The 25,143-nt window shown below is 45.4% G+C and carries 26 protein-coding genes, 1 pseudogene and 1 riboswitch; of the genes and pseudogenes, 12 read left to right on the top strand and 15 right to left on the bottom strand.

Features of this window, described 5'->3' with window-relative positions; genetic code table 11:
* Positions 1 to 14: 14 nt before the first annotated feature.
* Positions 15 to 779 carry a hypothetical protein gene (locus BDE36_RS02010; RefSeq protein ID WP_141813546.1) on the bottom strand — a complete coding sequence of 255 codons (765 nt, stop codon included), beginning with the start codon at positions 777 to 779 and terminating at the stop codon, positions 15 to 17.
* A gap of 153 nt (positions 780 to 932) precedes the next feature.
* Positions 933 to 999, top strand: a riboswitch (Fluoride riboswitch).
* Positions 1,000 to 1,038: 39 nt separating this feature from the next.
* Here BDE36_RS02010 and BDE36_RS02005 point away from each other — a divergent pair.
* The 11 genes from BDE36_RS02005 (at position 1,039) to BDE36_RS01955 (ending at position 9,034) form a co-directional block, all read left to right on the top strand.
* Entirely contained in the window at positions 1,039 to 1,761 is a 723-nt protein-coding gene (locus BDE36_RS02005) for a phosphatase PAP2 family protein (RefSeq protein ID WP_141813545.1), read from the top strand.
* Positions 1,758 to 2,480, top strand: a complete 723-nt coding sequence (locus BDE36_RS02000; protein WP_141813544.1) for a metallophosphoesterase family protein — start codon at positions 1,758 to 1,760, stop codon at positions 2,478 to 2,480. Before BDE36_RS02005 ends, BDE36_RS02000 begins: the two co-directional genes overlap by 4 nt.
* 1 nt (position 2,481) lies before the next feature.
* Positions 2,482 to 2,892, top strand: coding sequence for a hypothetical protein (locus tag BDE36_RS01995; protein ID WP_141813543.1), 411 nt, complete (start codon positions 2,482 to 2,484; stop codon positions 2,890 to 2,892).
* Between the two features lie 12 nt (positions 2,893 to 2,904).
* The gene (gene eno, locus BDE36_RS01990; RefSeq protein WP_141813542.1) at positions 2,905 to 4,188 is read left to right on the top strand and encodes a phosphopyruvate hydratase; all 1,284 of its coding nucleotides are present in this window, start codon (positions 2,905 to 2,907) and stop codon (positions 4,186 to 4,188) included.
* Positions 4,189 to 4,194: 6 nt separating this feature from the next.
* Positions 4,195 to 4,746 carry an inorganic diphosphatase gene (locus tag BDE36_RS01985; RefSeq protein WP_202618105.1) on the top strand — a complete coding sequence of 184 codons (552 nt, stop codon included), beginning with the start codon at positions 4,195 to 4,197 and terminating at the stop codon, positions 4,744 to 4,746.
* On the top strand, positions 4,743 to 6,158 hold the full coding sequence (locus BDE36_RS01980; protein ID WP_141813541.1) for a voltage-gated chloride channel family protein: 1,416 nt from the start codon (positions 4,743 to 4,745) through the stop codon (positions 6,156 to 6,158). Before BDE36_RS01985 ends, BDE36_RS01980 begins: the two co-directional genes overlap by 4 nt.
* Positions 6,151 to 6,507: a DUF190 domain-containing protein gene (locus tag BDE36_RS01975; protein WP_141813540.1), complete on the top strand. Its 357-nt coding sequence runs from the start codon at positions 6,151 to 6,153 to the stop codon at positions 6,505 to 6,507. The genes BDE36_RS01980 and BDE36_RS01975 overlap by 8 nt, the downstream gene beginning before the upstream one ends.
* Complete coding sequence (gene crcB, locus BDE36_RS01970; protein WP_141813539.1) at positions 6,504 to 6,878, top strand: fluoride efflux transporter CrcB; 375 nt, start codon at positions 6,504 to 6,506, stop codon at positions 6,876 to 6,878. The genes BDE36_RS01975 and crcB overlap by 4 nt, the downstream gene beginning before the upstream one ends.
* Positions 6,879 to 6,888: 10 nt before the next feature.
* Positions 6,889 to 7,332 (top strand): universal stress protein, encoded by a 444-nt coding sequence (locus BDE36_RS01965; RefSeq protein WP_141813538.1) that lies wholly within the window; start codon positions 6,889 to 6,891, stop codon positions 7,330 to 7,332.
* Positions 7,333 to 7,555: 223 nt separating this feature from the next.
* A complete protein-coding gene (locus tag BDE36_RS01960; protein WP_141813537.1) occupies positions 7,556 to 8,392 on the top strand; it encodes an alpha/beta hydrolase in 837 nt (278 codons plus the stop codon).
* Between the two features lie 21 nt (positions 8,393 to 8,413).
* Entirely contained in the window at positions 8,414 to 9,034 is a 621-nt protein-coding gene (locus BDE36_RS01955) for an HAD family hydrolase (protein ID WP_141813536.1), read from the top strand.
* Positions 9,035 to 9,039: 5 nt separating this feature from the next.
* On the opposite strand, the gene BDE36_RS01950 is transcribed toward BDE36_RS01955, so the two are convergent.
* Genes BDE36_RS01950 through BDE36_RS01915 form a run of 8 tightly spaced genes read right to left on the bottom strand, consistent with a single transcriptional unit; the run spans position 9,040 to position 18,620 of the window.
* Positions 9,040 to 9,657: a phosphatase PAP2 family protein gene (locus BDE36_RS01950; protein WP_141813535.1), complete on the bottom strand. Its 618-nt coding sequence runs from the start codon at positions 9,655 to 9,657 to the stop codon at positions 9,040 to 9,042.
* Positions 9,658 to 9,660: 3 nt separating this feature from the next.
* Positions 9,661 to 10,074 (bottom strand): EamA family transporter, encoded by a 414-nt coding sequence (locus BDE36_RS01945; protein ID WP_141813534.1) that lies wholly within the window; start codon positions 10,072 to 10,074, stop codon positions 9,661 to 9,663.
* A 10-nt stretch (positions 10,075 to 10,084) separates the two neighbouring features.
* A complete protein-coding gene (gene pafA, locus BDE36_RS01940; protein ID WP_161987516.1) occupies positions 10,085 to 11,731 on the bottom strand; it encodes an alkaline phosphatase PafA in 1,647 nt (548 codons plus the stop codon).
* Between the two features lie 7 nt (positions 11,732 to 11,738).
* Positions 11,739 to 12,359, bottom strand: a complete 621-nt coding sequence (locus BDE36_RS01935) for a phosphatase PAP2 family protein (RefSeq protein ID WP_141813532.1) — start codon at positions 12,357 to 12,359, stop codon at positions 11,739 to 11,741.
* Positions 12,349 to 15,468 carry an efflux RND transporter permease subunit gene (locus tag BDE36_RS01930; protein WP_141813531.1) on the bottom strand — a complete coding sequence of 1,040 codons (3,120 nt, stop codon included), beginning with the start codon at positions 15,466 to 15,468 and terminating at the stop codon, positions 12,349 to 12,351. Before BDE36_RS01930 ends, BDE36_RS01935 begins: the two co-directional genes overlap by 11 nt.
* A gap of 7 nt (positions 15,469 to 15,475) precedes the next feature.
* Complete coding sequence (locus BDE36_RS01925; protein ID WP_141813530.1) at positions 15,476 to 16,390, bottom strand: efflux RND transporter periplasmic adaptor subunit; 915 nt, start codon at positions 16,388 to 16,390, stop codon at positions 15,476 to 15,478.
* Positions 16,390 to 17,676 (bottom strand): TolC family protein, encoded by a 1,287-nt coding sequence (locus BDE36_RS01920; protein ID WP_141813529.1) that lies wholly within the window; start codon positions 17,674 to 17,676, stop codon positions 16,390 to 16,392. Before BDE36_RS01920 ends, BDE36_RS01925 begins: the two co-directional genes overlap by 1 nt.
* Positions 17,673 to 18,620 (bottom strand): YncE family protein, encoded by a 948-nt coding sequence (locus BDE36_RS01915; RefSeq protein WP_150309363.1) that lies wholly within the window; start codon positions 18,618 to 18,620, stop codon positions 17,673 to 17,675. Before BDE36_RS01915 ends, BDE36_RS01920 begins: the two co-directional genes overlap by 4 nt.
* 183 nt (positions 18,621 to 18,803) lie before the next feature.
* Between BDE36_RS01915 and BDE36_RS01910 the strand changes: the two genes are divergently transcribed.
* A complete protein-coding gene (locus tag BDE36_RS01910; RefSeq protein ID WP_141813527.1) occupies positions 18,804 to 19,469 on the top strand; it encodes a phosphatase PAP2 family protein in 666 nt (221 codons plus the stop codon).
* Here the strand turns inward: BDE36_RS01910 and BDE36_RS01905 are convergent.
* The 6 genes and pseudogenes from BDE36_RS01905 to BDE36_RS01880 all read right to left on the bottom strand — a co-directional run.
* Positions 19,453 to 20,718, bottom strand: coding sequence for a sensor histidine kinase (locus BDE36_RS01905; protein ID WP_141813526.1), 1,266 nt, complete (start codon positions 20,716 to 20,718; stop codon positions 19,453 to 19,455). The genes BDE36_RS01910 and BDE36_RS01905 overlap by 17 nt on opposite strands.
* On the bottom strand, positions 20,702 to 21,391 hold the full coding sequence (locus BDE36_RS01900; protein WP_141813525.1) for a response regulator transcription factor: 690 nt from the start codon (positions 21,389 to 21,391) through the stop codon (positions 20,702 to 20,704). The genes BDE36_RS01905 and BDE36_RS01900 overlap by 17 nt, the downstream gene beginning before the upstream one ends.
* Positions 21,392 to 21,457: 66 nt before the next feature.
* A complete protein-coding gene (locus BDE36_RS01895) occupies positions 21,458 to 22,252 on the bottom strand; it encodes an endonuclease/exonuclease/phosphatase family protein (RefSeq protein ID WP_141813524.1) in 795 nt (264 codons plus the stop codon).
* Positions 22,253 to 22,264: 12 nt separating this feature from the next.
* Positions 22,265 to 23,473, bottom strand: a complete 1,209-nt coding sequence (locus BDE36_RS01890) for an MFS transporter (RefSeq protein ID WP_141813523.1) — start codon at positions 23,471 to 23,473, stop codon at positions 22,265 to 22,267.
* 6 nt (positions 23,474 to 23,479) lie between these two features.
* On the bottom strand, positions 23,480 to 24,022 hold the full coding sequence (locus BDE36_RS01885; RefSeq protein WP_141813522.1) for a Chromate resistance protein ChrB: 543 nt from the start codon (positions 24,020 to 24,022) through the stop codon (positions 23,480 to 23,482).
* Between the two features lie 449 nt (positions 24,023 to 24,471).
* A pseudogene (locus tag BDE36_RS01880) lies at positions 24,472 to 24,708 on the bottom strand (tyrosine-type recombinase/integrase); the annotation flags it as partial.
* Positions 24,709 to 25,143 lie beyond the last annotated feature (435 nt).

The following is a 25,143-nucleotide window of genomic DNA, read 5'->3' as shown; positions in this document are numbered from 1 at the left end:
AAGTTGTATGAGTTTCAACTGCGCTTTTTAGCGGGTTTCAGTTGGAACAGCTTTAACTGTGGTGGAATTTTAGCATACTTGCTACCGGGATTTTTCCTGTCTGCGGGGAAATACCGACGTATGGTTTCGAGGCTTATCTCGTTACCGCCCTCCCTGAAATACTTAGCGATCATCTTGCACCACACAATTTGTGTTTGTGATAAAACCAATTCTTTTTTGCCATCAGGCAATAAGGTATCATCCTGGATTTGCAGGCATATATCTAAAAAAGTTAATAGGTAACCGTCTGCAATATTGATAAACTCCTGGGTTTCTAATTTCTTTGCGGCTTTGACTTCATCCTTTAAAGCTGCAATTTCTTCTTGTTGTTTCCTGATCGTCTCCTGCTGGTCGGCAATAATTTCGGGTAGTGTTCTTTGGGTATCCCACTGGTCAATTGAACGTAGGTATTTTTGAAAGTGCAAAAGTTTTTCTATTATCTCCACATCCAAAGCATGGCTCGAATTAAAAGGGTCTTTAATTTCGAGGTAGTTAATACGCCTTAAAACGATCTGCCAAACAAAAGAAAAAAACTCCTGTTCACCCTGTGGCTCCTTGCTTAAAAAGTAATCGAGGTGGTATAGATAATACGACTCGTATTCAAGCTCCGGCAGTTCAAGTACCTTTTTAATAAATAGATTGTCTTCGTAACCATCTTTTAATCCTGTCAATATACCAACATCGTACTTGTGTGAGTTAAGGTCGAATGATTCGTGCGGCTTGAAATACTTGTTGGGCATAATCTTATTATTATTAAAGCAATAACGTCGACCTACTATTTTGGTTTGTTAACAGTCAGAGATAATTGAGGTTAAAAGAATATAATGTATTAATTGAACGCGTAAAACCGATTGATTTTTTGTTATGAAATTAAATTTCCTACATTTGTCATATTATTCAACGGAAATGGTGTTCTTCCGTTTAAAATAACCGCCTCGTGCTGATGACGCCTACAAAATGACCGGGAGGACTGTGGTCCGACCATTAAATTTTTTGTAGGTGAAAGCAATAAACATCCTTTTTTCGAGATCGTTTTTTAGCCAGGGATTTGGACTGTTCTTCTTGCTGATGGCTTTGATCTGGCTTCAGCTGATCATATTATTGATATGTTATGGCAATTCTCAAAGCACTATATTGCTTAACTCTTTCCATATCAGCTGGTTAGATCATCCTTTATTTTGGGTCGCACAAGGCAGCTGCAGTTATATCGTAACTTCGGGTGTCGTCATTGCGCTGGCAAGACGTGCACCTGCATATTCCCTTACCGCGATCTTGGCTTCACTCTTTTCCTGGTATGCCTGTATCACTATTCAATATAACCACTTTCAGCATTGGAAAGCTCCGGTTACGTCTGTATTAGCAAATTCGGCAGTTCAGCCGGAACTCAATTTTCCTTCTGTTCAAGCTGCGGTAGTCACCTGTCTCGCCATTTATTTATCCTGGTGTTTTACGGAAAGTTTCAAATACGCCTTTATTTTTTGGCTGGTTGCGCTGCTGCTGATGTATTCCCGTATTTACTTGGGGTGGGCTTATGTAAGTGATGTACTGGCTGGCAATGTGCTGGGCACTATCATGGCGATCTGCTGTATTCTTTGGCTGCCGGAACGCTTGGAACGTTGGTATGAGCGGCGCAGTAAGTGGTGGCAGGACATGATCATTGCCATCATGCGGACCGCGGCCATCTGTACAGTTTTTGTGAACCTCAAATATTTTATATTATGAACATAGCAGTGATCAGCGATATACATGGCAACCTGCCCGCATTGCAGGCTGTGCTTCGGGATATTACCAGCCGGCAGATTGATCGTATCTATTGTCTCGGCGATCTGGTCAATTTCGCACCTTGGCCAAATGAGGTGATCGAACTGATCAGGGCAGAAAACATACCTACGCTTTGTGGTAATCATGACCTGTCCATCGGTTTGAACAAAACTGAATTTGATTTCTCTTTTAAAACAAATGAGGAACATAAAGCCGGGTTAAAAGCCATTGCGTTTACCAATTCAGCGCTATCGGATGAAAACAGGGAATTTCTGCGTTCCCTCCCGAAGTTTATCCGTTTAGAGCATCATCAAACGAATATTTTGTTAACCCACGGGAGTCCGAGAAGTGTCAGTGAATACGTTTTTGAAGATTTTCCAGAGGATACATTACTTGATCTGATGGATGATTATGTCGCAGATGTACTTATCATGGGCCATACACATCGTCCTTATATCAAATATTTTGGCCAGTCTAAACTTGCTATAAATGCCGGATCTGTCGGTAAATCTAAAGACGGGAATAATCGGGCCGCTTATCTGATGTTAACGCTAAACGATAAAGGGCCACTGCCTGTTGCGGACATTATCCGGGTCAGCTATACGCTGGAAGAGGTTCAGCAAGCGATCCTGCAAAGCTCCATACCGAATATTTATGCTAACCTTTTAATTAAAGCCTGAGATGAAAGCACTGTCAGAAAGCCAGCAAAGATCTTTCCGGTCAACTGTATATGTGATCGAAGAAAAGCTCCGGGATATGGAAGCTACAGTTACCTATGCCAAAGCGAATCAGCAACCCGGTGAACTATTGACGCTTGAATATGACCTGAATGAAGATGAGTTTCAATCATTTCAAAATACCGCCGCCGAGATCCGAAAAGTACTCCGGGATATCGTGAAAACCTATGGTCTCGAAGGTGAATCAGTTAGTTTAAAGCACTTGCTGACAACCAAGGCTTCCTTTATTTGGGAAGATGTTACCGGTGCCCCTTTTGACCGGTTGAAAGGCCATGGCGAAATTGACGAATCGCTAAGGAAACGATATGAAAACTTATTTAAACAACTCGAAATATTAACAGATAAGCTTATCTAAAAATAATAATCTATGAAAATTCAAAAGATCAAAGCCAGGGAAATACTGGATTCAAGAGGAAATCCAACCGTAGAGGCAGAAATCACTTTAGCTGATGGCAGTATTGCGCGCGGTATATCTCCATCGGGTGCCAGCACCGGTGAAAAAGAAGCCGTTGAACTGCGCGACAATGACCCAAAGCGTTATAAGGGCAAAGGCGTGGAAATTGCGGTGGGCGGATTGAATAAAGAAGTTAACGATACCATCAGCGGAAATGAATTTGAAAGCCAGGAGGCTTTCGACAAAAAGCTGATCGAACTGGATGGCACACCTAATAAATCCAGACTGGGCGCAAATGCGTTATTGGCGGCCTCTATCGCCTTTGCAAGGGTTTCCGCGACATCAAACCAAATCCCTCTTTACCGGCAACTGATCGCGCGGGATGAATACTTATTGCCTGTACCCTGCATGAATGTGATCAATGGTGGTCATCATGCCGATAACAATGTAGACTTCCAGGAATTTATGATCGCGCCACATAATGCCCCTACCTTCAAGGAAAGCATTCGGATGGGAGAAGAAGTATTTCACAGTCTGAAGTCGCTGCTGGGTAAAAAAGGCTACGCTACGGCTGTCGGTGATGAAGGAGGATTTGCACCAAATCTGAGATCAAATGAGGAAGCTATAGAAGTAATAATGGAGGCCATTATCCAGGCAGGTTACGAGCCGGGAAACGACATTTCTATATGCCTTGACCCCGCTGCAAGTGAGCTATGGAAAGATGGCAAATACAGCCTGTTCAAAAGCACCGGTCAGCATTACACCTCTGATGAATTGATCGAACTTTGGTCATCATGGATCGATAAATATCCTATCATTTCGCTGGAAGATGGCCTCGGGGAAAACGACTGGAAAGGCTGGAGATCCCTGACCGAAAAACTGGGAAACCGCATCGAACTGGTTGGTGATGATATCTTTTGTACCAATCCTGCCATTGTACAGGAAGGCATTAGCGCAGGAATCGCGAACAGTGTATTAATTAAACTGAATCAGATCGGCACAGTCTGGGAAACATTGCAGGCTGTTGAACTGGCCCAAAAGAACAATTATAACTGCTTTATCTCCCACCGCAGCGGGGAAACTGAAGACACGACCATTGCTGATCTCGTGGTGGCTACCAACGCCGGTCACATTAAAACCGGCAGCGGTTGCCGTTCAGAGCGCGTTGCCAAATTTAATCAGCTATTGCGAATTGAAGAAGAACTTTGCATCAAAGGCAGATTTGCAGGGAAAAGCACTTTCAAAGGGTTTAAATAAAGCATTATGAGTAATATACATCCATGGCACGATATTGAACTGGGCAAAGATGCGCCTGGTATTGTCAAGGTAGTGATCGAAATTGCCAAGGGTAGCCGGTGTAAATATGAATTGCATAAGCCTACCGGAATGCTCATGCTCGACAGAGTACTTTATTCCGCTGTGCATTACCCGGCCAACTACGGACTCGTGCCGCAAACTTACTACCTCGACAATGATCCGCTTGATATCGTCGTGATTTGTTCCGAAGAATTAATACCGCTGTCCATATTGGATGCGCGGGTGATCGGTGTCATGCACATGGAGGATCAATCCGAGCCTGACGATAAGATCATTGCTGTGGCGGCCAATGATATATCGCTGGATCACATCAAAGATATCGGCGACCTGCCGCCTCATACTGAACACGAACTCCGTAATTTTTTTGAGGACTACAAAAAACTGGAAAATAAAAGGGTCGATGTGCTGGGCTTCAAAGGCCGGGAAACGGCCTTAAAGATTATCAGCGAGAGTATCGACCGCTATCAACAAGAAATCAAACCCAAATTAAACGCATGACAACCGAACCCGAAAACAACCGAACGATCCACTTGAGGGAACATTACACCATCATTAAACACCTGTTCAAATGGACGGTACTGGTCATCCCTATTGCGCTGATGATCGGAAGCGCTATTGCCTTTTTCCTTTGGATATTAGGCGCAGCTATCCATTTCCGTTTTGCACACTTCTGGCTGCTGTTCCTGCTCCCGCTGGCAGGTGTGCTGATCCACTTCATTTATCAATCCGTTGGTAAATCTTCGGAAAGGGGTAACAACCTTATTATGGACGAGATTCACCAGGCTGGCGGCGGTGTTCCCAAACGCATGGCACCGATCATCCTGTTAACGACGGTGATCACCCACCTGTTCGGCGGCTCGGCAGGCCGTGAAGGTACGGCAGTACAGATCGGCGGCAGCATCGCTTCGATGTTCGGCGGCTGGTTCAAATTAAAGGGCATTGATATGCGCATGGTCTTAACGGCGGGCGTGGCTGCGGGTTTCGGAGCCGTATTCGGCACGCCGCTGACCGGTGCGATCTTCGCGATGGAAGTGCTGACCATCGGAAAAATCCAGTATGATGCCTTATTACCGGCACTGATCGCTGCTATTGTTGGCGATATGACGGTTTCGGCTTGGCACGTTACCCACGTACATTACCAAATCGAAGCATTACCCGTTGCCGCACCATTTGTGGTATCGGATATTTTTCATTTCGATTTGTTGTTGTTGGGTAAAGTGATCCTGGCCTCGGCAGCATTTGGTTTAGCCAGCTATCTTTTCGCAGGTATGGTACATGAGATCAAAATGATCTGCGGCAAGATCTTTAAGCACAAATGGATGATCCCGGTATTCGGTGGCCTGCTGATCATCGGTCTGTATTATCTGAACGGCAAGCCGGACTACCTGAGTTTAGGCGTTGATGCCGAACATGCCGGAGCGATCACCATTCCTTCGGCCTTTCACACTGGTGGTTCAGATCCGTTTAGCTGGCTTTGGAAAACCATTTACACTACGATAACGCTCGGGACAGGTTTTAAAGGCGGCGAAGTAACACCATTATTCTATATCGGTGCTACATTAGGCAATACCTTGTCGGGCTTATTGGATGCTCCTGTGAGTTTATTTGCGGCACTTGGTTTTATAGCAGTATTTGCCGGGGCCACCAACACACCATTAGCCTGTACGGTAATGGGTATAGAACTATTTGGCGGCGAACATGCTTTGCTGTTTGCGGTAGCCTGCTTTACGGCATATTTTTTCAGCGGACATTCCGGCATTTACAGCGCGCAGCGCATCGCGGTACCCAAAATATTTGCCGATGAATATGCCGATGAAGCGTCACTTTCCGAAGCCATGAAACGGCGCGGTTACCTGCACCAGAAAATGAGCAAATACGGCATCACCACTAAACGCAAAAAAGATGAGTAAGATCACGGAACATATCTACGGTAAACTACAGATCTATGTGCAGCCCAAAGAGAAGGTACAAGCTGAAAATCTGTTGCACCGCCTGCGTTCGCGGCAGCTTTACCGAGAATTGGTGAAATATGCAAAAGATGACCATTTAATAAATGCGACGGTTTACCAGACGCATCATGGCTATTCCCTGCACGGGAAGATCAGCGGCCATCACGTAGAGCTGGCCAACGAAGACCTGGCCATGTGCGTGGAGCTGATCGATGAAAAATCCAAACTGGAAGCATTTTGCGAAAAGCATGCGGCGCTGTTAAAAGGTAAAATGATCGTCTTTAAAGCGGTCGAATTCTGGCAAATATGAAAATTATCGCGATCATCTTTTTAGGCGGCGGTTTGGGCAGCGTGGCCCGCTTTCTCGTTAACCGCTGGCTCACCGACAGGGTTACTTCCGTATTGCCCTATGGCACTTTTCTCGTTAATGTGACCGGCTGTTTTCTGATCGGTTTCCTGGTCTTTTATTTAGGAAAATTCGGCGATCAGGCCCTCAACTGGCGGTTGTTCCTGGTAACAGGTATCTGCGGGGGGTATACAACTTTTTCCTCGTTCTCTTTTGAGAACGTGCAATTGGTCAGTGACCACCAACTATTCACAATGCTCTTATACACTTTAGGTAGTATTGTTTTGGGGTTTCTGGCGACTTATATGGGCATCCTGTTAGCAAGAACCATTTAAATCTTAAAATATGAAATACGAAAGAATATTGATCGTAGCGGACGACAGCCCCTCCGCCATCAAAGCCGTCAAATATGGTTTTGAACTGGCAAGGCAGTTAGGGGCCAAAGTAAAGATCGGACTGATCGACGCGCTCGAACCGGCCAAAACGGAAGGGAATGTCGATGCTGGAATTTTTCCTGACGATGCCGAAAACACAGCAAAAAAAGATGCCGAAAAATTCCTGCATGGCTTGGCGAAGGATTACGGCAAAGGTGTCGAAACGGAATATTTCGCGCCGGAGGGTGAGGTACATGATGTGGTATTACAAATGGCGCGGGAATGGGATGCACATCTGATCGTCGCGGGTACGCATGGCCGGAAAGGCCTCAACCGTTTACTGGAAGGCAGTATCGCAGAAGGCATATTGCGTGATTCACAGGTGCCTTTGTTTATTGTACCGATGGATAAATAGAAGTAATCATGCAGTTTCGGTTCTTCCTACTGATAGGCACAGGCCTTGGAATTATAGCAGGTTTAATGGCTTATTTGATCACCTACGAAGAATATCAGCATCATTTTAAGGGTCGCAGAGTATTTACTGAGAGTATTAAAAGTGCTGTAGTCGCATTCGTTTTCTTCACCCTGTTGTCAGCGGCAATAGGATATTTTTTAAGCTAATTAAAACTTTATTATAAATGAGAATTTTCAAACGTTTTCTTTATACAGCGTTAATTCTGCTGTCTGTTAGTCAATTGGTACGTGGTGCAACCGTGGATACGGTCGATACCTACAGTGATGCGATGCACAAACACATTAAAGCGGTAATAGTCAAGCCAGTTGGTTATAATAAAAATCAGCATTACCCGGTTGTTTACCTGTTACATGGCTTCAGTGGCAATTACCGGGACTGGGTTAAAAACGTACCGGCGATCAGCGATTACGCAGATCTTCACCACATCCTGATCGTATGTCCTGACGGTAACCGTGGAAGCTGGTATATCGACAGCCCTATTGACCCGTCCAGCAAGTATGAAACTTATATAACCGCAGAACTAATTCCCTATATCGATCAGCATTATAGTACGATGAAATCCCGAAACGGACGAGCTATTACCGGCTTGAGCATGGGCGGGCACGGCGCTTTTTACCTGGCTTTTAAGCATCAGGATGTTTTCGGAGCTGCCGGAGCCATGAGTGGTGGTGTTGACCTGAGGCCATTCCCTAAAAACTGGGAAATGGAAAATATTCTCGGCAAATACAGTGAAAAGCCTGAAAACTGGGAGAAGTATTCCGTGATCAATCTGACTTATTTATTAACACCTGGCAGTCTGGCTATTACGTTTGACTGCGGATATAGCGACTTCTTTTTCCAGGTTAATAAAAATCTGCACGAACAGTTGTTGGAACGCAATATCCCGCATGATTTCACGATCAGACCGGGTGGCCATACCTGGGAATACTGGTCAAATTCCATCAAATATCAACTCCTGTTCTTTAGTGATTACTTCGGTAAAGAGAAAAAGGGTAATTAAGATGATCTACCTCTGTTAACTATGAATAAGCAAACAACGAATATCAAAGCAATTTTCACCGATATAGGTGGTGTTTTGCTAACTGACGGCTGGAATCATGAATCCCGTCGGGAAGCAGCGTTGCATTTTCATATCGACCCTGCCGATATGGAGGAACGCCACCATCTGACCTTTGAAACCTATGAGATCGGGAAGATCAGCCTGGAAGAATATCTTAACCGGATCTTCTTTTTCCAGGAGCGGCCATTTTCCATGGATGCATTTGAAACGTTTATGTACCAGCAATCACAGCCGTACAGCCAAATGATCGAATTGATCAGGCGGTTAAAGGCCGAATACCATTTAAAAGTCGGCGTGATCAGCAACGAAGGGCGTGAATTGTCGGCCTACCGCATCAAACAGTTCGGATTGGACAGCTTCGGTGATTTTTTTGTTTCTTCAGGATTTGTGGGGCTGCGGAAACCGGATCTGGCAATTTTTAAACTGGCGCTGGATCTGGCGCAAGTAAACCCTGATCAGATCGTTTATCTGGAAGATCGGCCAATGTTCGTAGAGATCGCTGAAAAAATGGGGATGCATGGCATTTGCCATACCGATGAAGCTTCAACCCGGAGGCAATTGAAATCACTGGGGTTGAAATGATCCATTTATTCGCTGATCTTCATGATCTTTCGAGAGAGCCACCAGGCTGTCATGGAAGAGGTGCTCCCAACAGCGATCCCGGCAAGCACATCCGAAGGGTAATGTGCGCCTAAATAAACCCTGGAAATCCCTACCAATACTGCCCAACAATAAACGACTACGATAAGCCAGGTCTGCTTCCGGAAAACGATGGTTATTATAGTTGCCAGGAAAAAGGCATCACAGGTATGCCCGGATGGATAAGACCAGCCGCCACCCGGCCCCAATTCATGTATACTGGTGAATAAATGGAAGGGCCTGATCCGCGCTACCCCATATTTGATCAATGTCGCTAAACCACCGGATATGGCACCCGCCAAAACAATGGCTAAATAATCTATCTTCCTTGCTTTAACAAAAATCAGGCAGATCAGCGCGATGCCCACCGTTCCATAAGCGACCCAACCGGCGCTATTGGTGATATTTAGCCAAAATAGATCAGCAGTCGGATTTCGCTGCGCGTTAAAAGCGATGACCAGTGCTTTGTCGTACTGATAAAATATCGTTGACAACATCACAGATGCACTCAACAAAAACAGCATTAACAAGCTGGTTACGGGTGAATAAATGTTTCTTCCTTTCATTGGCTAAAAGATCAGTACCAATGTGCCGCCAATGATCATTACTGCCCCAATTGCGGCTTTGAGCGAAACGGTTTCTTTTAGAAAAATCACTGACAGAACGATCGTCAGCGCCACGCTGAGTTTATCAACCGGTGCGACTTGTGATACCTTTCCCATTTGCAGGGCCTTGTAATAAAATATCCAGGAAAGCCCGGTCGCCAGTCCGGACAACCCTAAAAATATCCAGGTGTTTTTTGATAATTCGCCAATGCCTTTGATCTCTCCGCGCCCGAGGGCAATACCCCAGGCAACGAATAAGATCACCACTGTCCGGATGGCCGTAGCCAGGTCAGAATTAACATCCTTGACCCCGATCTTGGCGAAGATGGCGGTCAGGGAAGCAAAAAAAGCTGATAATAACGCGTATATCCACCACATAGCTAATCGTTTAACGGGTTAGTAAATAATCGGATAATACTTGTCCGGTAGCAGCACTCGGGTGACTAATATTCAGCAGATCGGAAACGGTGACGGCGATATCGGTGATATGTACCAGATTGCCAGTTGAGCCATGCTTAACTTTCCAGCCGTACCAGATCAATGGCACATGCGTATCGTAATCATAGCCGGTGCCATGAGTCGTTCCTCCAGCGGCGGGTATTGACCCTTCAAACCAGCCCGGCAGTAATTGCATCACCACATCGCCGGAACGGACAGGATTGATGCCATTGAATAACTGGTCGTTCAATTGTTCATTGGTGTTTTTTGACAGATTGGCTACAGGTAAAACGCGATAAACGCCTGCCATTTTGCGAAGATGCTGGCAAACTGCATCAGCTATTTCAGCCTTACTTTTCTTTTGCGCCGATATCAGATCGTCATTCAACCAAAACTGCAAATTCTGATAATCCAGCAGCCACTTGCCTTTACCGAATTGTTCCGATAAGGCATCGTTCAGTTTTTCTTTTAAACCTTTATTGTTAAAAATACCACCCGGTGCTTTCAGCTCTGCCATGTGACCAGGTGTTTCCACCGCACCGTGATCTGCCGTTAAGAATACGAGTACGTTATCCTTACCATAGTGCTGGTCCAGATAAGTCAGCAACCGTGCGATCTCACGGTCAAGTCTGGCGTAAGTATCCTGCACTTCTATTGATTCGATACCAAATTGGTGTCCTACATAATCTGTCGAAGAAAAGCTCACCGCTAAAAAATCGGTATTCGTACCCTTGCCTAACTTCTCAGCTTGCATGGCCTGTATGGCAAAATCAAGTGTATAGGTATTACCGAAAGGTGTTTCCCGAAGTAATTCGTAACCGTTGGCGGCTTTTAAGCCAGGCAAGTCGTGCGGGAATTTATTACTGGTTTCGCCTTTGTAAGGCTTTCTATAAGCCGACCCGTTGGTTAAACCGCCCTGATAAGTATCCAGAGGCAGTAAGGTTTCCCATGGTTTGGATAAATATTGATCAGACATTTTCTGCTGGTTGAATGATTTCACCCATTCCGGTAATACCTTGGTATAATAGGTGCTGGTGATCCAGTCCCCGCTGTTATTGTCAAACCAGTAGGCAGCTGTTGGTAGATGTCCTGCGGGCAGAATGGCTCCCCGGTCTTTCAAGGCGATGCCGATCACCTTTGACCTGCGGTTCGTTGCCAGTCGCAGCTCGTCGGTTACCGTTGTTGATAATAGATGGCGTGGTGACATTTGTCCGCCTTTCCCGGTGCCGCCCACACCCTGAACCGTAGTATCCTCGGTAACATAAACACTTCTGCCCAATTCACGATCATACCAGTCATTAGCAATAATACCATTATAAGACGGGGTAGTGCCGCTGTAAACGGCGGAATGCCCGGGGCCGGTATAGGTCGGGATATAATTATAATGGGTATCGCGAAAAAGAAATCCTTGGCCCAATAATCTTTTAAATCCACCCTCGCTGTATTTATCCTGATAGCGATAAAGGTAGTCGTAACGCATCTGGTCGATGATGATCCCGACCACCAATTTGGGTTTAGCGGGAACAGTTGGCTTCGTTTGCGAAAAAGTAATGCCCGGCAGGCATATTAAAAGCGATAAAATTTTCAAGTATTTCATAGGGAGATTAATTTTCAGAAAGTTGTTTGTGTTTTCGGTCGCGTCGCAGCCATTTATTGGTGCGGTATGTGATATAAGCCGAGGCCGAGCCGAGGATCGCGCCACCGAGCACATCACTTGGATAATGCACACCGAGATACATACGGGAGTAGCCCACTGATGCCGCGTAAGTATAGGCAGGAACGATCACGTACCATTTCGGAAAAGAAAGGCTTAGCGTAGTAGCCGTGGAAAAAGCCACGGTCGTATGGCCCGAGGGAAAACTATAATCCGTTGGAAAGGATTTGGCAAAGATCACATCACCATGGTTGACAAACGGGCGGTCGCGACGGGTGATCGCTTTACTCAGGGTGCTAAGCAATGCTGAACCTGCTAATGAACCTAAAGCCACGTAGGATTGCTCTTTAAGATTTTGGTTATGATCGATCTGCCCGGCTACAAAGAGCGCGACCGGCGTGGCTATGGATATGGGTATAGCGCTATTGGTCACCGCCCGCCATTTTCCATCCCATTGCGGATTGGCAGGGCCGTTAATGTTTTCCAGCAAACGCAGGTCAAGGTTTTGTGCTTTTACTGCACTGGCTGTAAAAAAGAGTAAAAGCAGGCAGAGGATATAATTATACTTCATGTGTTTTCAGGTGTTTGCGGTAACCCAGGCGGATCAGCGATGGAAAAACAAAAAGTAAGAGCGGTAAAGCCGCAATGAAACCACCAATCACCGCGACAGCCAGCGGCTGTTGCATTTGCGCGCCGAGGCCAATGCCCAAAGCCAATGGCATCAAGGCCAGGATAGCGCCAATAGCGGTCATCAGTTTTGGCCGGATACGCAGGCCAATAGCGTAATTAATCGACGTGTCCACATCTCCGCTATCAGCCAGATTAAAGCGGAATTGGTTGAGCGTGAATATGGCATTTTCAGCGATGATGCCGACAATCATGATAATGCCGGTATAGCTGCTGACATTGAGCGGGATATTGCAGATAAACAGCGCCAGAATGCTGCCGCCGATCCCTAAAGCGGAGATCAGAATCACCAGACAGGCCAGCAGCCAGTCACGGAATAAGAACAGCAATACCGCAAATACCAGTACGACAGCTAACCCTAAGATCAGCAACAACTCCTTAAATGATTGCTGTTGCTCAGCGTAAGCGCCGCCATAGCTTATAAAATAGCCTTTTGGCAGGTTCAGACCGGAACCTAATTTTTGCTGAATCTCCGTTATCGCGCTGCCGAGGTCACGTCCATCCAGCCTCGCGGTAAGGATGATATTGGATTTCAGATCTTCCCTCGTTTGCTGCACTTCTCCCGGCAATACGTTGACCGCACAAAAGAAACTTAAAGGCCGGGTTTGTCCGTTAGGTAAAAAAATCAATTGTTTTTTGATATGCTCCAGGTCATTATCCTTAAAATTGGTAAAGCGCAGCAGGATCTTGCGCATCTGCTGTCCGTCCTGTAGTTCACCGATCTGAATACCCCCGGTTAGGGCAGCCTGCGAAGCTGAAGGTTCAGCGATCCCGGCATTCATGCCTAAAGGGACACCGCCTGTATAGGCCGAAAGTTGCATTTGAAAATCGGTTAAGGATATTTTGTACAGGTCGAGTTTATCCTGATCGGGTACAAATTCTAAGGATGGGCCGGCAGTGATCAAACCGTCATCCAGGTCGGCTACGCCGTTGATCTTTTGCAGGATACCAGTAGCTTGCTTATCGAGTTCCTGGAGTTTGGCATAATCGTCACCGAAGATTTTGATTTCGATGGGTGCCGGTGTGCTCATCAGATCACCCAGCAGATCGGAAATGCGTTGTCCAAACGAAATGTGCATTAGTGGTACATGCGCTGATATTTTATCGCGCAGTTCACCGATCACCTCATCCGTGGTTTTGCTCCGGTCTTTTTTGAGTTGAATGGAATAATCCCCGAAGTTGGGTTGCGTGGTTTTGAAAGCCATTTTTACGCCGGTACGCCGTGAATAGGTGGCTACCTCTGGCTGGGCGGTAACGATCTTTTCCATTTGCTTGCATAAGCGGTCGGTTTCTTCCAGCGAAGTGCCTGCCGGAGAGAAATAATCCAGTACAATAGTACCTTCATCTAAATTGGGTAAAAATCCGGTTTCCAATTTGCCGGATGCGATGTAAGCAGCAATCCCAAGGACGCCAATGAATAGAAACGCAAAAACAGGTTTCTTGAAGGTCCAGGTCAGCCAGGATAGTTTGTTACTGGAAAAGTCATTATGTTTATGTTCTGCTCCTTTGTGCGACCGATAGCCAACGACCATATGCAATACCGGCAGTAATAACCAGGTCACCAAAAAGGAACATACCAGCGTAATCTGCATCGTGTCGGACAATTCTTTAAAAAAGCTACCCGCCAGTCCACTCATTAAGCGGAAGGGGAAAAAGATCACGATGGTGGCCAGTGAAGAACCGACCATGGCCGGGAACAAGGCTTTGATCGCATCAATAACCACATCAAAAATATGCTTGTCCGGGTATTCCTCGTGTTCCCGGTGGATCTGTTCGATGATCACGATGGCATCGTCAATAATCAATCCAACTGACGCAGCAATGGCACCCAATGACATGATATTGATCGTGATACCTGCGAGGTAAAGCACGGTGATGGTAAAACCTAAGGTAACCGGTATAGAAAGCATCACCGCCAAACTTGAACGCCATGATCTTAAAAAGAAGATCATCACGATGATGGCCAAGATCAATCCTTCGTAGATTGTTTTGATCACGCTATGAATGCTGTCGCCAACAAAGGCGCTCTGGTCGTAATAAGGGGTCAGCTCGAAATCATCGGGCAGTGCCTTACGCACTTCCTCTGCCTTTGCGGCTGCATCTTTGGCGAAATCGATCAGGTTTACACCGGGTTGCTTAACCAGGTCGATCTGGATCGCATTTTTACCATTGGCATTCACGATTACAAACTCCTGCTGCTCCTGCACATCCACTTTTGCGAAGTCGCGCAATTTGACCAGCCGGGAACCGTCGTTACGAATGGTCAGGTTAGAAAGCCCATCCACATCCATCACGCGGGTATCTGTCAGCGTCAGGTACATGCGGTTAAAGTCGGCCAGGTTACCATTCGACAGCACGTAATTGTTATTGGCAAAGGCTGTTTTAACTGCATCCGGTGTGATGCCTAAGGCCGACATTTTTATCGGGTCAGGTATAATGACAAATTCTTTGGAACGGCCGCCTCGGGTCACCACATTGGCGATACCGTTAACCCTCGAAAATATAGGTCGTAGGGTAAGATAAGCCTGATCCTTCAGTGCTACTTGTCCGTGTGTTTTACTCGATAGCGTGTAGCCATAAACCGGAAACAATGACTGGTTCATCGCTTCTATCGACATATTGACTCCGGCCGGTAAAAAGTTTTTGATCTCGTTTACCCGGCTTTCGATCTGCGTTTTCTGGGCATAAGTATCCAATCCCCAATCAAAATACACATCGATGGTTACGCTGCCACGGCTGGTGCTGCTTTTCACAATGGTTACCCCGCGCACTTTTTTAACAGCGCTTTCCAATGGCTTGGTCACCGTAAGCATCATACGGTCTATGGGCAGCTGGCCTGCTTCAGCAATAATCGCTACACGCGGGAAAAGCACCTCAGGGAAAAGGTTAGTCTGCATATGCGTATAGAAATACGCTCCGGCCGCCAGCAGTATTGCGCCAACAAATAATATCGGGCGCGAAAATTTCTGGAAATAGTTTTTCTTTTCTGCCATGATGCTGTTATTTAACTACAGTTACCAGTGCAGTGTCCGCCAAACCATAATTGCCGCTGATCAATATTTTATCACCGTTTTGAAATTTTGGCGAAAGGATCTCGATAGATTCTTTGTTTTTATTGCCGGTTTTTACCGGGACTTTAATAGCGGTGCTGTCATTGACCAGTTTCATAACCCAGAAATCTTTCAGCAATTCGTCACTCACGACGCAGGACTTAGGCAGCACCTGCTGATTGCCGTATGCTGAACGGTTAAAAGTGACCTTACCTAACAGGTTTTCTGGCAGGAACAGCGTTTGATCAGGCCGCGCCAGTAAAACCTGGGTCTGCTCTGCGGCGTTCATCGTAGCCAAGGGCGTCGTAATGGTTGCCTGGTGAGCAGAGCCGTCTGGCAAAGTAATCACGCACTTTTTACCGGGTTTCACCAAGTCGGCATATTCATAAGGCACATTCACCTGGAAAGCCAGATCGTTGCTGGCGGCTATTGTACAAAGCTGTGTACCTTCCAAAACGTATTCACCGGTTTGCTGCTTATCAAATGTGGTGATAATGCCGGATGCCGGTGCGGTAACCGTAATTAAACCAAATCCTTTCAGCGATGGATCAACTTTGGTAATATCTGCCCCCAGTGCCTTGCGCTCCTTGGATTCCAGCAAATAAAGTGACTGGCCTTTACGAACATGATCGCCGAGTTTAACATAAACATTAGTGATGAATGCGGCGATAGACGAGGTTACCATATTACGTTTCAGGTAAACCGAAGTTCCTGAAAGCACCAGGTCGTCACTGATCGCACCGGTACCAACCTGTGTAATTTGCACGGCAGTTCGCGGCTTGGGTTCCTTAATGGTTTGCGTATCGTTGCTGTGGCAGGCACTTAACGTGAGCAGCAAAAAAAATGGGGCTATATATGTTTTCATTACCAGTTCCAGTAGTTATAGGCGTTGATCAATAAATTGCGGTTAGTTTCCAGCTGTAATAGATCCCGCTGGGCGGTGGTTCGGTTTTTTAGTACGTTGATAAAATCAATGACAGACAGTTGAGCCTGTATCACTTGGGTACGGTAGCTATTTAATAGCGACTGATATTCACCCAGCTGTTTTTGCTGATTCTGTAACCGGCCATCGTAGGAATTTAATTCATCCAGCACCTGCTTTTTGCGCAGGTCGTTTTGTATTTGGGCATTGTTTTTACTGAAGGCAATGGTTTGTTGTTGCAGCGCGGTTTTTTTCCGGGTGATCTCCCTTTGATGCCCGTCCAGTATTGCCCATGAAAGATTCAGTCCGGCGCTTAGACCAAAACGGTCATACAGCGTATTGAAATGTGTTCCGTTCAAACCGGTATTACCGAATGCACTTAATTGCGGCTGGTATTTGGTTTCAAATGCCTTTTGAGATGCCACCAGATTCAGACTATCCAGCCGGAACTTTTCAAGATAGGCGGATTGCTGCGGGCTGTCCTTCAAATGCAGGCTAACGGTATCCAACGTAACTGTTGCCGTATCACGGCTGCCGCTCATGATCCTCAATTCCAGCAAATCCCTATGATAAGCCGCCTGATAGGTAAGCAGGACGTTCTGATTATTTTCGTACTCGATGTTCAGCAGGATCAGGTCGGAGTTTTTCAGCAAGCTGGCATTTACCAATTTTTTGACGATGACCCGCTGCTGGTCGATGATCTTCATATTTTCCGACGCATTGCTGATCTGCTTTTTATCGAGCAGGCATAGGATATACTGATCAGTGACTGTTTTTTCCAGGTCATGCCGGGTCAGGTTGATCATATTCGTATTGATCTGCGCGCCTACGCGGGCCTGTTCAGCCAGGATATCCGCCCGTTTGGAAGCGAACAAGGGTTGGGTCGCGGTCACCATACCCTGCATACTGCCGCCATTGGTCGTACCGATATCATAACCATAGTAATTGGTGGCACTCGACGGATTGAAATTGAAACCTTTGTGGCCAGCATCGGTAATATATACCGGAGCAAACAAATAGTAGGCATTCAGGCTGAGTTGTAGTTTGGTAGTCATTGCCTTAATTCGCTCTACCTCCGCCTGACTATTGACCAGCTGATTTTTATTGTCGTTAATCAGCGGGCTGTTATTGTAAGCCTGATTCAGAAAATCCGGCAGGCTGCTTTGCGCTTTTACACTACTGAAACCCACCGCACAAAATAGCAGGGTAAACAAATATTTCATTTTCATAAAGCAGGTTGAAAAATCCGTATTGCTGCGGGTAATTTGCCGGTTTGCGGTTCTGCCAATACGTACAGTTGAGCTGCGGGGATAAGCAAGCCGGTGCCAGCACCGTTACGGGTAGCGAACTGCTGAATAAGATTTAGTTTGCCATTTTTTATCTGGAAAGCATCCAAAAAGCCTTCGCCGCAGGAAACGTACAGGCGGTTGCTCTTTTTATCCAGGTAAACGCCGTCGACATCTTTGGGGATTGTTACCCGGCTCAATTCTAACCCTGTTTCAGTGGACATGGTGAGCAACGATCCTCCGGCGCAGCCGATATAAAGGAGATGTTTGGCCTGATCAATAGCCATTGGTACGTTGTCTTTATTTGATTTGACCAACCATGCCGCTATTACCTTATTTAACTTGCGGTCGATCACCTCGATCAATCCCTTACCGGGTTCATTCACATAGATTCGGTCAGTGGTTACTTCAAACTGTTTGGGGAATCCGGCTAAGGGTATCTGCCGGGTGATCTTTTGTGTATTCAGGTCAATGATACCGATCGCTCCGAAGGTATCGCCAACGCCAACAAACAGTTCATTGGTATTTTGGTCGTAACGCAGGTTATTGCATTTCTCTTTGAACTGGTAGGTTTTAATGGCTTTGTAAGTAGCCGCATTTACTGCGGTTACTTTTCCATCTTTTCCTGTAGCCACATATAAGGTATTGGTTTCAGGATGATAAAACACCCATTTCGGTTCGTTAAACCCTGGCAGGCTTTTAAGCGGTTTGCTATTTTTAAGGTCTATCACCTCAACCGAGTGGTTATCCTGGGCGGATAGAAACAATCGCTTTTGTCCTGCGTCATAGGCCATCAGGTCGAAGCCGCCTTTCACATTGGGCAGCACAATTTCTGCTTTAGGGATCAGCGCCTGAATTTTGGTTTGCGCCCGGGTGCTGCCGATCATTAACAGGCAGCAAAGTCCTAATGGTAGTTTTTTTAAGGGATGCACAGTTGTAAGGGCAGGTGATTAAGGCTGCCGTTACAAAACTGGCCTAACAATCTGAAAAGTTTCTGAAAACAGCAGCGGCAGCTTAATGAAATGAACACTTCCGAAATATTTCAGATTTGTCTCAGACATTGGCGTTATATGAAATCATTACTTAAGCTGGAAACATGGAAATTAATTATTGTCACACTTGCCCTGTTATTACTCTTACTGTTTTTAGGTACTGCATCGCATTGGCTTTTAACTATCATAGGACCGGCCGATACTCAACTTTTCCTGACGATCAATTCCCATCACAACCAGTTCTGGGACCCGGTGATGTACGCCGCCAGTGATAAGTTCTTTTGGTTCCCATTTTATGCGATACTGATTTATGCGATCTGGAAACAGTTCGGAAAAAATTGTTGGCAACCTCTATTGGTCATTTTTTTATTGATCCTGTTCACAGATCAAACGAGTTCGCACCTGATCAAAAATTTAGTTGAACGAAAGCGCCCTTCACATGAACCGCTGCTTATACCCTTGATCCATTTGAGCAAAGCCGGTCCTGGTGGCCTTTACGGATTTGTTTCCTCTCACGCGGCCAATGCTTTTGCCGTTGCTGTTTTTATTCCCGCACTACTGAAGCCAAAAAAATGGGTATTGGGCACCCTGCTGCTGTGGGCCATATTGGTGAGTTATAGCCGGGTTTATAACGGGGTTCATTATCCGGCAGATGTGTTATTTGCCATCCTGATCGGTAGCTTGTCTGGGATCGTCTTTTTCAAAGCTGGAAAACTGATATTTGGGTTTAAAAAACAAGTGTAAACTCGTGTGCTGAGCCGTTATAAGTATAGGTTACCTTCATTTTCATCGATTCCGCAATCTGGCGCACGATTGCTAAACCAAGCCCGACACCATATTTACTGCCTTTCTTTTTACCAAAGCGGGTAAACAACAGGTCTTCACTAAAGCCCAGCGGTTCACCGGTGTTACTCAGCCGGAACAGGTCTTCGTCCAATAAAATGGCAATGGTGCCGTCCTGTGGGGTATGACTGACCGCATTGGTCATCAGGTTCGATAAACAGATCTCCAGCAGCATCGGGTTCCCGTTCACTATTTTTTCAATCTGATAGCTGCGGTCGATTGTGATGTTTTTGCTGCTGATGCTTTCTTCCAAATGTCCCAGGATCTTTTCCGTAAGCGCCTGAAGCGAAACTGGGGCTGTTTCTTCAAACTGGTGATTTTCGATCTGTGAGAGTAGCAGCAAACTCCGGTTCAAATGATTGAGCCTCTCAATGGCGTCATACTGTGATTGCAGGTAACGTGCCTGCTCAGCAGTGAGTCCTTCTGATACGATCAGCAAGTCAAGTTTAGATTGCAGGATGGCTACCGGGGTCTGCATTTCATGGGAAGCATTCTCGATGAATTGTTTTTGCTGGATGAATACCCCATGATTTTTTTGGATAAGGTCGCTGACCACCGCGTTAAGTGTGTCAAATTCAGCGATGCCTGATGAGGGTATGCCCGAATGAGGGTCTTTGCCCATCTCATATTTTTTCAGCCAGTCGATAATGCGTTCAAAGGGTTGCCATATTTTTTTTGAAGTGCGACGATTGATAATGATCCACCCGCCGAATAATAAAATGAGCAGGATCGCCTGGGCCTCGGCGATGCCGACAATTAGGTCCTCGCTTTCGACCAGTGATCGGCGGATCGTTACCAGATGCGTTTCGTTATTGATGGTAAGCGTTGTCCTGAGTTCACGGTAGGGTTCAAATTGTTGGTCAAGCGTATCTACATATAATTTAGGGTAAATGGTATCCTTGGGTATGCCTCCTGCCTGCAATGGAAACATGCGTACTTCCTGATCCATGCCTAACCATAAGCGCACATCATGTTCGGTATGCAAGTGTTTGGTGCGCACGATCAGCTCTTTCTTTTTCAGCCGGAGCGCGTCATCCACATCCTGGTAATACAACTGCTCGATAATAAAATAGAAAACCGGGATGCTGATGAGCAATACGACACAGGCATAGCCCAGCAAATTGCGCGAGGTCTTAGTCAGCAGTTTCATAGCACTCCAGTTTATAACCCACTCCGTAAATGGTTTTGATATAGTCGTTAGCGCCTGCTTCCGCCAGTTTCTTTTTCAGGTTTTTCATGTGGGCATACACCACATCCTGGCCCCGGTAATAGCCGGATTCATTTTGTGATAAATGCTCGGAGATGGCAGATTTGGAAACGATCCGGTTTTTATTGGACACGAGAAACAACAGTAAGTCCAGTTCTTTCTTATTGAGTACAAGGGGCCTGCCGTGCACAAATACACTTTTATCATCAATATTGACCTGCAATTCGTTGAAGGTGAAAGTGGCAGCGCCCTGGAAATTCCGCCGCCTGATTACCGATAGCAGCCGGGCACTTAATTCAGAAAGATGAAACGGTTTGGCGATGTAATCATCCGCGCCTAAATTTAACCCCATCAGTTTATCGCTCAAAGCGCTATTGGCCGAGATCACAATAATGCCATCGTTCCGTTTCATGCTTTTGATCAGTTTGATCAGGTCAAGGCCACTTCCGCCGGGCAGGCCGATATCTACGATCATACAATCGTACTGAAAGTCGATGACTTTACTTTCTGCCTGCAAAAAGTCATCCGCTGTTTCGCAACGATAATTTTCTTTTTGCAGGTAAGCCACAATACTACCGGATAGTTCCGGCTCATCTTCTACGATCAGCACCTTCATATAGCGAAGTTAATTAAATCCGGCTGCTATATTCCGGCTAAATTCTGAACGCAATCTGAAATCTTGCTATTTGAACTCGGCCAGCACGGGATAATGATCGGAGGCTTGATCGGTGCGTTCATTTTTGATCACAGTATAATGGCTTAGTTTGTTGGTCAATGCCCGACTGGCCAGCATATAGTCGCAGCGAAAGTTCACAAATTCGGCATTATTATAAGCTGCACAAGGAACGGTAGTAATGTTGTTCTTTTTTGCCGCACGGGCGCAATCTACAAAACCCGCCATTTCCAAAAGCTGCAAAACTTTACGGTCGGCCAGATCATTATCTCCATCAAAATAGCGGCTGCGGAAATGCGGGCTTAATCGTTCCCAATCAGCAGGCTCAGCATCATGTGGCGACAAGGAATTAAAGTCGCCGGTGATCAAACTCAACGCATCAGGGTCGGCATAGGGCAAAAGATAGGTCGCCTCCCTGCGTCTAATTTCCGGACCTAAAGGGCACAGGTGTACGCTTCCGAAAGTTACTATTTTATCGAAGTTAGGAATTGCTACTGACACAAAAGTTGCCGCATGATGAAAGTGGGTGCTGTCCGCTTCAAATGACTTGACATGGTAAGCTGGGTTAATAAAGATCGCGGTGTTTTGTCCCGTACGTGGCGCGATACCTAAAAATCCCCGCATAGCAATATCGCTTTCCATTTGAAAAAGCGCCTGTTGTTTGTTTAGCTCAAACCCTTTGGCTTCCTGCATTAAAAAGATGTCGGGCCTGATTTCGTTGATCATTTCGATCTGTAGTTTTCGCCTTTTATCGGCAGATCCGTCCAGGCCTGCGAATAACGTGTTCCAGGTTAATACTTTCATTGGATATTTTTCTTAAATGGTTTTAGGTTGGCGTAGCGTTCTGATCAAGCCCACAAAAACGCCGACCGCTATAACTTCCGCAATTGTTGTGAACCAATTGATATAACTAATATTTCTATCGTACAAGAAGCCGATCAAAACACTGCCAGCAAACAAGGCGGCACCGTAGGCGGTATTGAACAGACCATATGCAAACCCTCTTTTGTTTTTGGGTACAATATCCGCGATCACAGCACGCATGATCGTTTCCTGGATACCCATCACACCACCCCACAAGATAATGCTGATCAGAGTCGCCTGAAAAGAATTGGTAAAAGCGAGAAAAGGAATAGGTAAAGTCAGCACAGGCAAAATAATGAGTGTTTTCAGACCTATTTTATCATAAACCTTTCCGGCGATCAATGCAACCACGGCATCAACCGCCATGGCGATAGCGTAGAACATGGGTATTTGCAGATCGGAAATAACCGATCTCACCTTAAAGTGATAAGCGATCATTTGGAAATTAGCAAAGCCGGTGACGCAGATAAAGGAAAAAGCCATATACCACCAAAAAATAGCTGGTAAAGTTCTTTTGTTATCAGTATGGTCACTTTCTAATTCTGCCTGTTCTTCCAGTTCCTCGGGGCGCGGGTTTTTAAAACGCGCCAGTGTTAAGAATAACAAGGTCACTATAGCCGGTATCCAAAGTATGGTCAGCCCTTGTTTATAACCGCTTTTCAGGAAAAAGACCGCTGTAAAGATCAGCGGGCCGATCAGTCCCCCGATCTGATCTATGGCTTCGTGAATGGCAAAGCCCCAACCAGTGCCTACAGATTTGGTGGCATGTGAAAGCATGGTGTCTTTTGCAGGCGACCTAACGGCCTTACCGAATCGTTCGAGGATGATCAATATCGCCGCAACCTTCCAGTTATTGGTTAGCGCCAGTAATGGCATGGAGATCAATAGACCATAACCTAAATATGTGATGGCCCAATAGGCTTTGGTTTTATCGGCCACATAGCCAGAAACCAATCGGAAGACATAGCCTACAAATTCACCCACACCGCCGATAAATCCGACCATCGTGGCACTTACACCCAGCAAAGCCAGGTATGGCCCGGTGATACTGCGCCCGCCTTCATAGGTGATATCGCCGAACATGCTCACAAAGCCGAAAAGGATGATGAACTGGTAAGATCTTTGTTTAAGGGTCTGTACCCGAATTTCTTTTGCGCTCATCCCGGTCTATTTATTTTCGTCATGGGCTTCAAATACACGCTGGGCGTAAACATCCAGCATCTCCTGGCAGGCTTTCAGTCGGTTCCCGGCTTCTTCCGCGCTGGCAGCTTCGTAAAAATCCAGCTTTTGGATTTTCACCAGCCAGACCTGTAATTTTTTGAGGTCGGCATCATTTTCTTCCAACTCAGCATAAGTAAAATGGTTCGCCGCTGTTTCTTTATCAATCTCGTTTTCAAAGTCCTGGCATTTACCTAAAAATTCTTTATAATCCTCATCACGGTCCGCCTTAAAGCGGGTAATCACTTTCTGCTCCTGTGATTTGTCTAAAGCAACGGTTTCCAGGATAACCGAATCACCATTCATTTCCCGGATCTCATTCTCCGTCATTTTAAGCTGACGTATATGCTCTTCTGTTTTAGGTAGCAGACAAACGCCGTTTTGAAGATATACAGCTCCCATGCTTTTTAGTCTGCGCCATAAGGCGATACGCTTTTTGGCCGGTTCCGCTGGTACCTTATAAGTGATCAGTAACCAATTATTCTTTTCCATTGTGCAAATATAATGTTACGACCGTAACATTTAAAATGTTTTTAATTTTTAAAGATGATTTCGTCAATCCACTCAATTACAATTGACATTCTTGGACCTGAATTGTGGGTTTATCTTCAGAAAATTATTCCATTTACTAAGCGAGTCGATCCTATTTTTTTTCCCTTTTCAGGGTATTTGAATTACGCAACTACAAAATTATTGAAGGATTTAAGAGCGTTGGTTTCTATTTTTGAACTTAAAGAACTTGGTAGATACGAGATAATTCAAATTCGGGTCATTTCTATGTCGACTTTTTCTTTTTAATAAGCTTTGTTTTCAAGGACACTAACAGGCCACTGGTGGTGTTATTTTAATTTGCGCGGGAAATATGAAGTAAAATCGTATTCATGTAGGTTAAAGGCTTTAAAAAAAAGGACTGGCAATTTGATTGTCAGTCCTTGTAATTATTACATTAATTTGGTTTTTAGCAGAGCCATATCGTCATTTATTTTGCTCTCGACCACTTTAGCATAGATTTGAGTTGTAGTAAGCTTGCTATGGCCCAACAGTTTACTTACTGTTTCAATAGGTACACCGTTAGTCAAAGTAACCGTTGTGGCGAAAGTATGCCGCGCAATATGAAAGGTTAGCGGCTTGGAGATGTTACACATATCCGCTATTTCCTTTAAATAGCTGTTTAGCCTTAAAACGATCTGCCAAACAAAAGAAAAAAACTCCTGCTCACCCTGTGGCCCCTTGCTTAAAAAGTAATCGAGGTGGTACAGGTAATACGGCTCGTATTCAAGCTCCGGCAATTCAAGTACCTTTTTGATAAAAAGATTGTCTTCGTAACCATCCTTTAATCTTATGAGAACACCAACATCATATTTATGTGAGTTAAGGTCTAATGTTTCGTGCGGCTTAAAATATTTGTTGGGCATGGGAATATGTTTTATTGGTGTTGAAACGAAATCATAAAGTTTTAGTTTTAAACACTTTGACTTACATTCAAATTATGGGAAGTAATATATTGTTACCCATTGTTATATGCCTTCTTATATAACAAGTAAAATCATAAATGCCCTATGAAACTAAAGAACTGAATATTAATATTATAATTTAGCGCCTACCTATTTTAT

Origin of the sequence: Arcticibacter tournemirensis (genome assembly GCF_006716645.1) — a bacterium.
Classification (GTDB): Bacteria; Bacteroidota; Bacteroidia; order Sphingobacteriales; family Sphingobacteriaceae; genus Arcticibacter; species Arcticibacter tournemirensis.
The sequence above is the reverse complement of the archived record's forward strand: the minus strand, read 5'-3'. Positions and strand labels throughout refer to the sequence as shown.

Coding starts and splice junctions, on each gene's coding strand:
- BDE36_RS02010 (WP_141813546.1), bottom strand. CDS start 779: ATGCCCAACAAGTATTTCAAGCCGCACGAATCATTCGACCTTAACTCA.
- BDE36_RS02000 (WP_141813544.1), top strand. CDS start 1,758: ATGAACATAGCAGTGATCAGCGATATACATGGCAACCTGCCCGCATTG.
- BDE36_RS01995 (WP_141813543.1), top strand. CDS start 2,482: ATGAAAGCACTGTCAGAAAGCCAGCAAAGATCTTTCCGGTCAACTGTA.
- eno (WP_141813542.1), top strand. CDS start 2,905: ATGAAAATTCAAAAGATCAAAGCCAGGGAAATACTGGATTCAAGAGGA.
- BDE36_RS01985 (WP_202618105.1), top strand. CDS start 4,195: ATGAGTAATATACATCCATGGCACGATATTGAACTGGGCAAAGATGCG.
- BDE36_RS01980 (WP_141813541.1), top strand. CDS start 4,743: ATGACAACCGAACCCGAAAACAACCGAACGATCCACTTGAGGGAACAT.
- BDE36_RS01975 (WP_141813540.1), top strand. CDS start 6,151: ATGAGTAAGATCACGGAACATATCTACGGTAAACTACAGATCTATGTG.
- crcB (WP_141813539.1), top strand. CDS start 6,504: ATGAAAATTATCGCGATCATCTTTTTAGGCGGCGGTTTGGGCAGCGTG.
- BDE36_RS01965 (WP_141813538.1), top strand. CDS start 6,889: ATGAAATACGAAAGAATATTGATCGTAGCGGACGACAGCCCCTCCGCC.
- BDE36_RS01960 (WP_141813537.1), top strand. CDS start 7,556: ATGAGAATTTTCAAACGTTTTCTTTATACAGCGTTAATTCTGCTGTCT.
- BDE36_RS01955 (WP_141813536.1), top strand. CDS start 8,414: ATGAATAAGCAAACAACGAATATCAAAGCAATTTTCACCGATATAGGT.
- BDE36_RS01950 (WP_141813535.1), bottom strand. CDS start 9,657: ATGAAAGGAAGAAACATTTATTCACCCGTAACCAGCTTGTTAATGCTG.
- BDE36_RS01945 (WP_141813534.1), bottom strand. CDS start 10,074: ATGTGGTGGATATACGCGTTATTATCAGCTTTTTTTGCTTCCCTGACC.
- pafA (WP_161987516.1), bottom strand. CDS start 11,731: ATGAAATACTTGAAAATTTTATCGCTTTTAATATGCCTGCCGGGCATT.
- BDE36_RS01935 (WP_141813532.1), bottom strand. CDS start 12,359: ATGAAGTATAATTATATCCTCTGCCTGCTTTTACTCTTTTTTACAGCC.
- BDE36_RS01930 (WP_141813531.1), bottom strand. CDS start 15,468: ATGGCAGAAAAGAAAAACTATTTCCAGAAATTTTCGCGCCCGATATTA.
- BDE36_RS01925 (WP_141813530.1), bottom strand. CDS start 16,390: ATGAAAACATATATAGCCCCATTTTTTTTGCTGCTCACGTTAAGTGCC.
- BDE36_RS01920 (WP_141813529.1), bottom strand. CDS start 17,676: ATGAAAATGAAATATTTGTTTACCCTGCTATTTTGTGCGGTGGGTTTC.
- BDE36_RS01915 (WP_150309363.1), bottom strand. CDS start 18,620: ATGATCGGCAGCACCCGGGCGCAAACCAAAATTCAGGCGCTGATCCCT.
- BDE36_RS01910 (WP_141813527.1), top strand. CDS start 18,804: ATGAAATCATTACTTAAGCTGGAAACATGGAAATTAATTATTGTCACA.
- BDE36_RS01905 (WP_141813526.1), bottom strand. CDS start 20,718: ATGAAACTGCTGACTAAGACCTCGCGCAATTTGCTGGGCTATGCCTGT.
- BDE36_RS01900 (WP_141813525.1), bottom strand. CDS start 21,391: ATGAAGGTGCTGATCGTAGAAGATGAGCCGGAACTATCCGGTAGTATT.
- BDE36_RS01895 (WP_141813524.1), bottom strand. CDS start 22,252: ATGAAAGTATTAACCTGGAACACGTTATTCGCAGGCCTGGACGGATCT.
- BDE36_RS01890 (WP_141813523.1), bottom strand. CDS start 23,473: ATGAGCGCAAAAGAAATTCGGGTACAGACCCTTAAACAAAGATCTTAC.
- BDE36_RS01885 (WP_141813522.1), bottom strand. CDS start 24,022: ATGGAAAAGAATAATTGGTTACTGATCACTTATAAGGTACCAGCGGAA.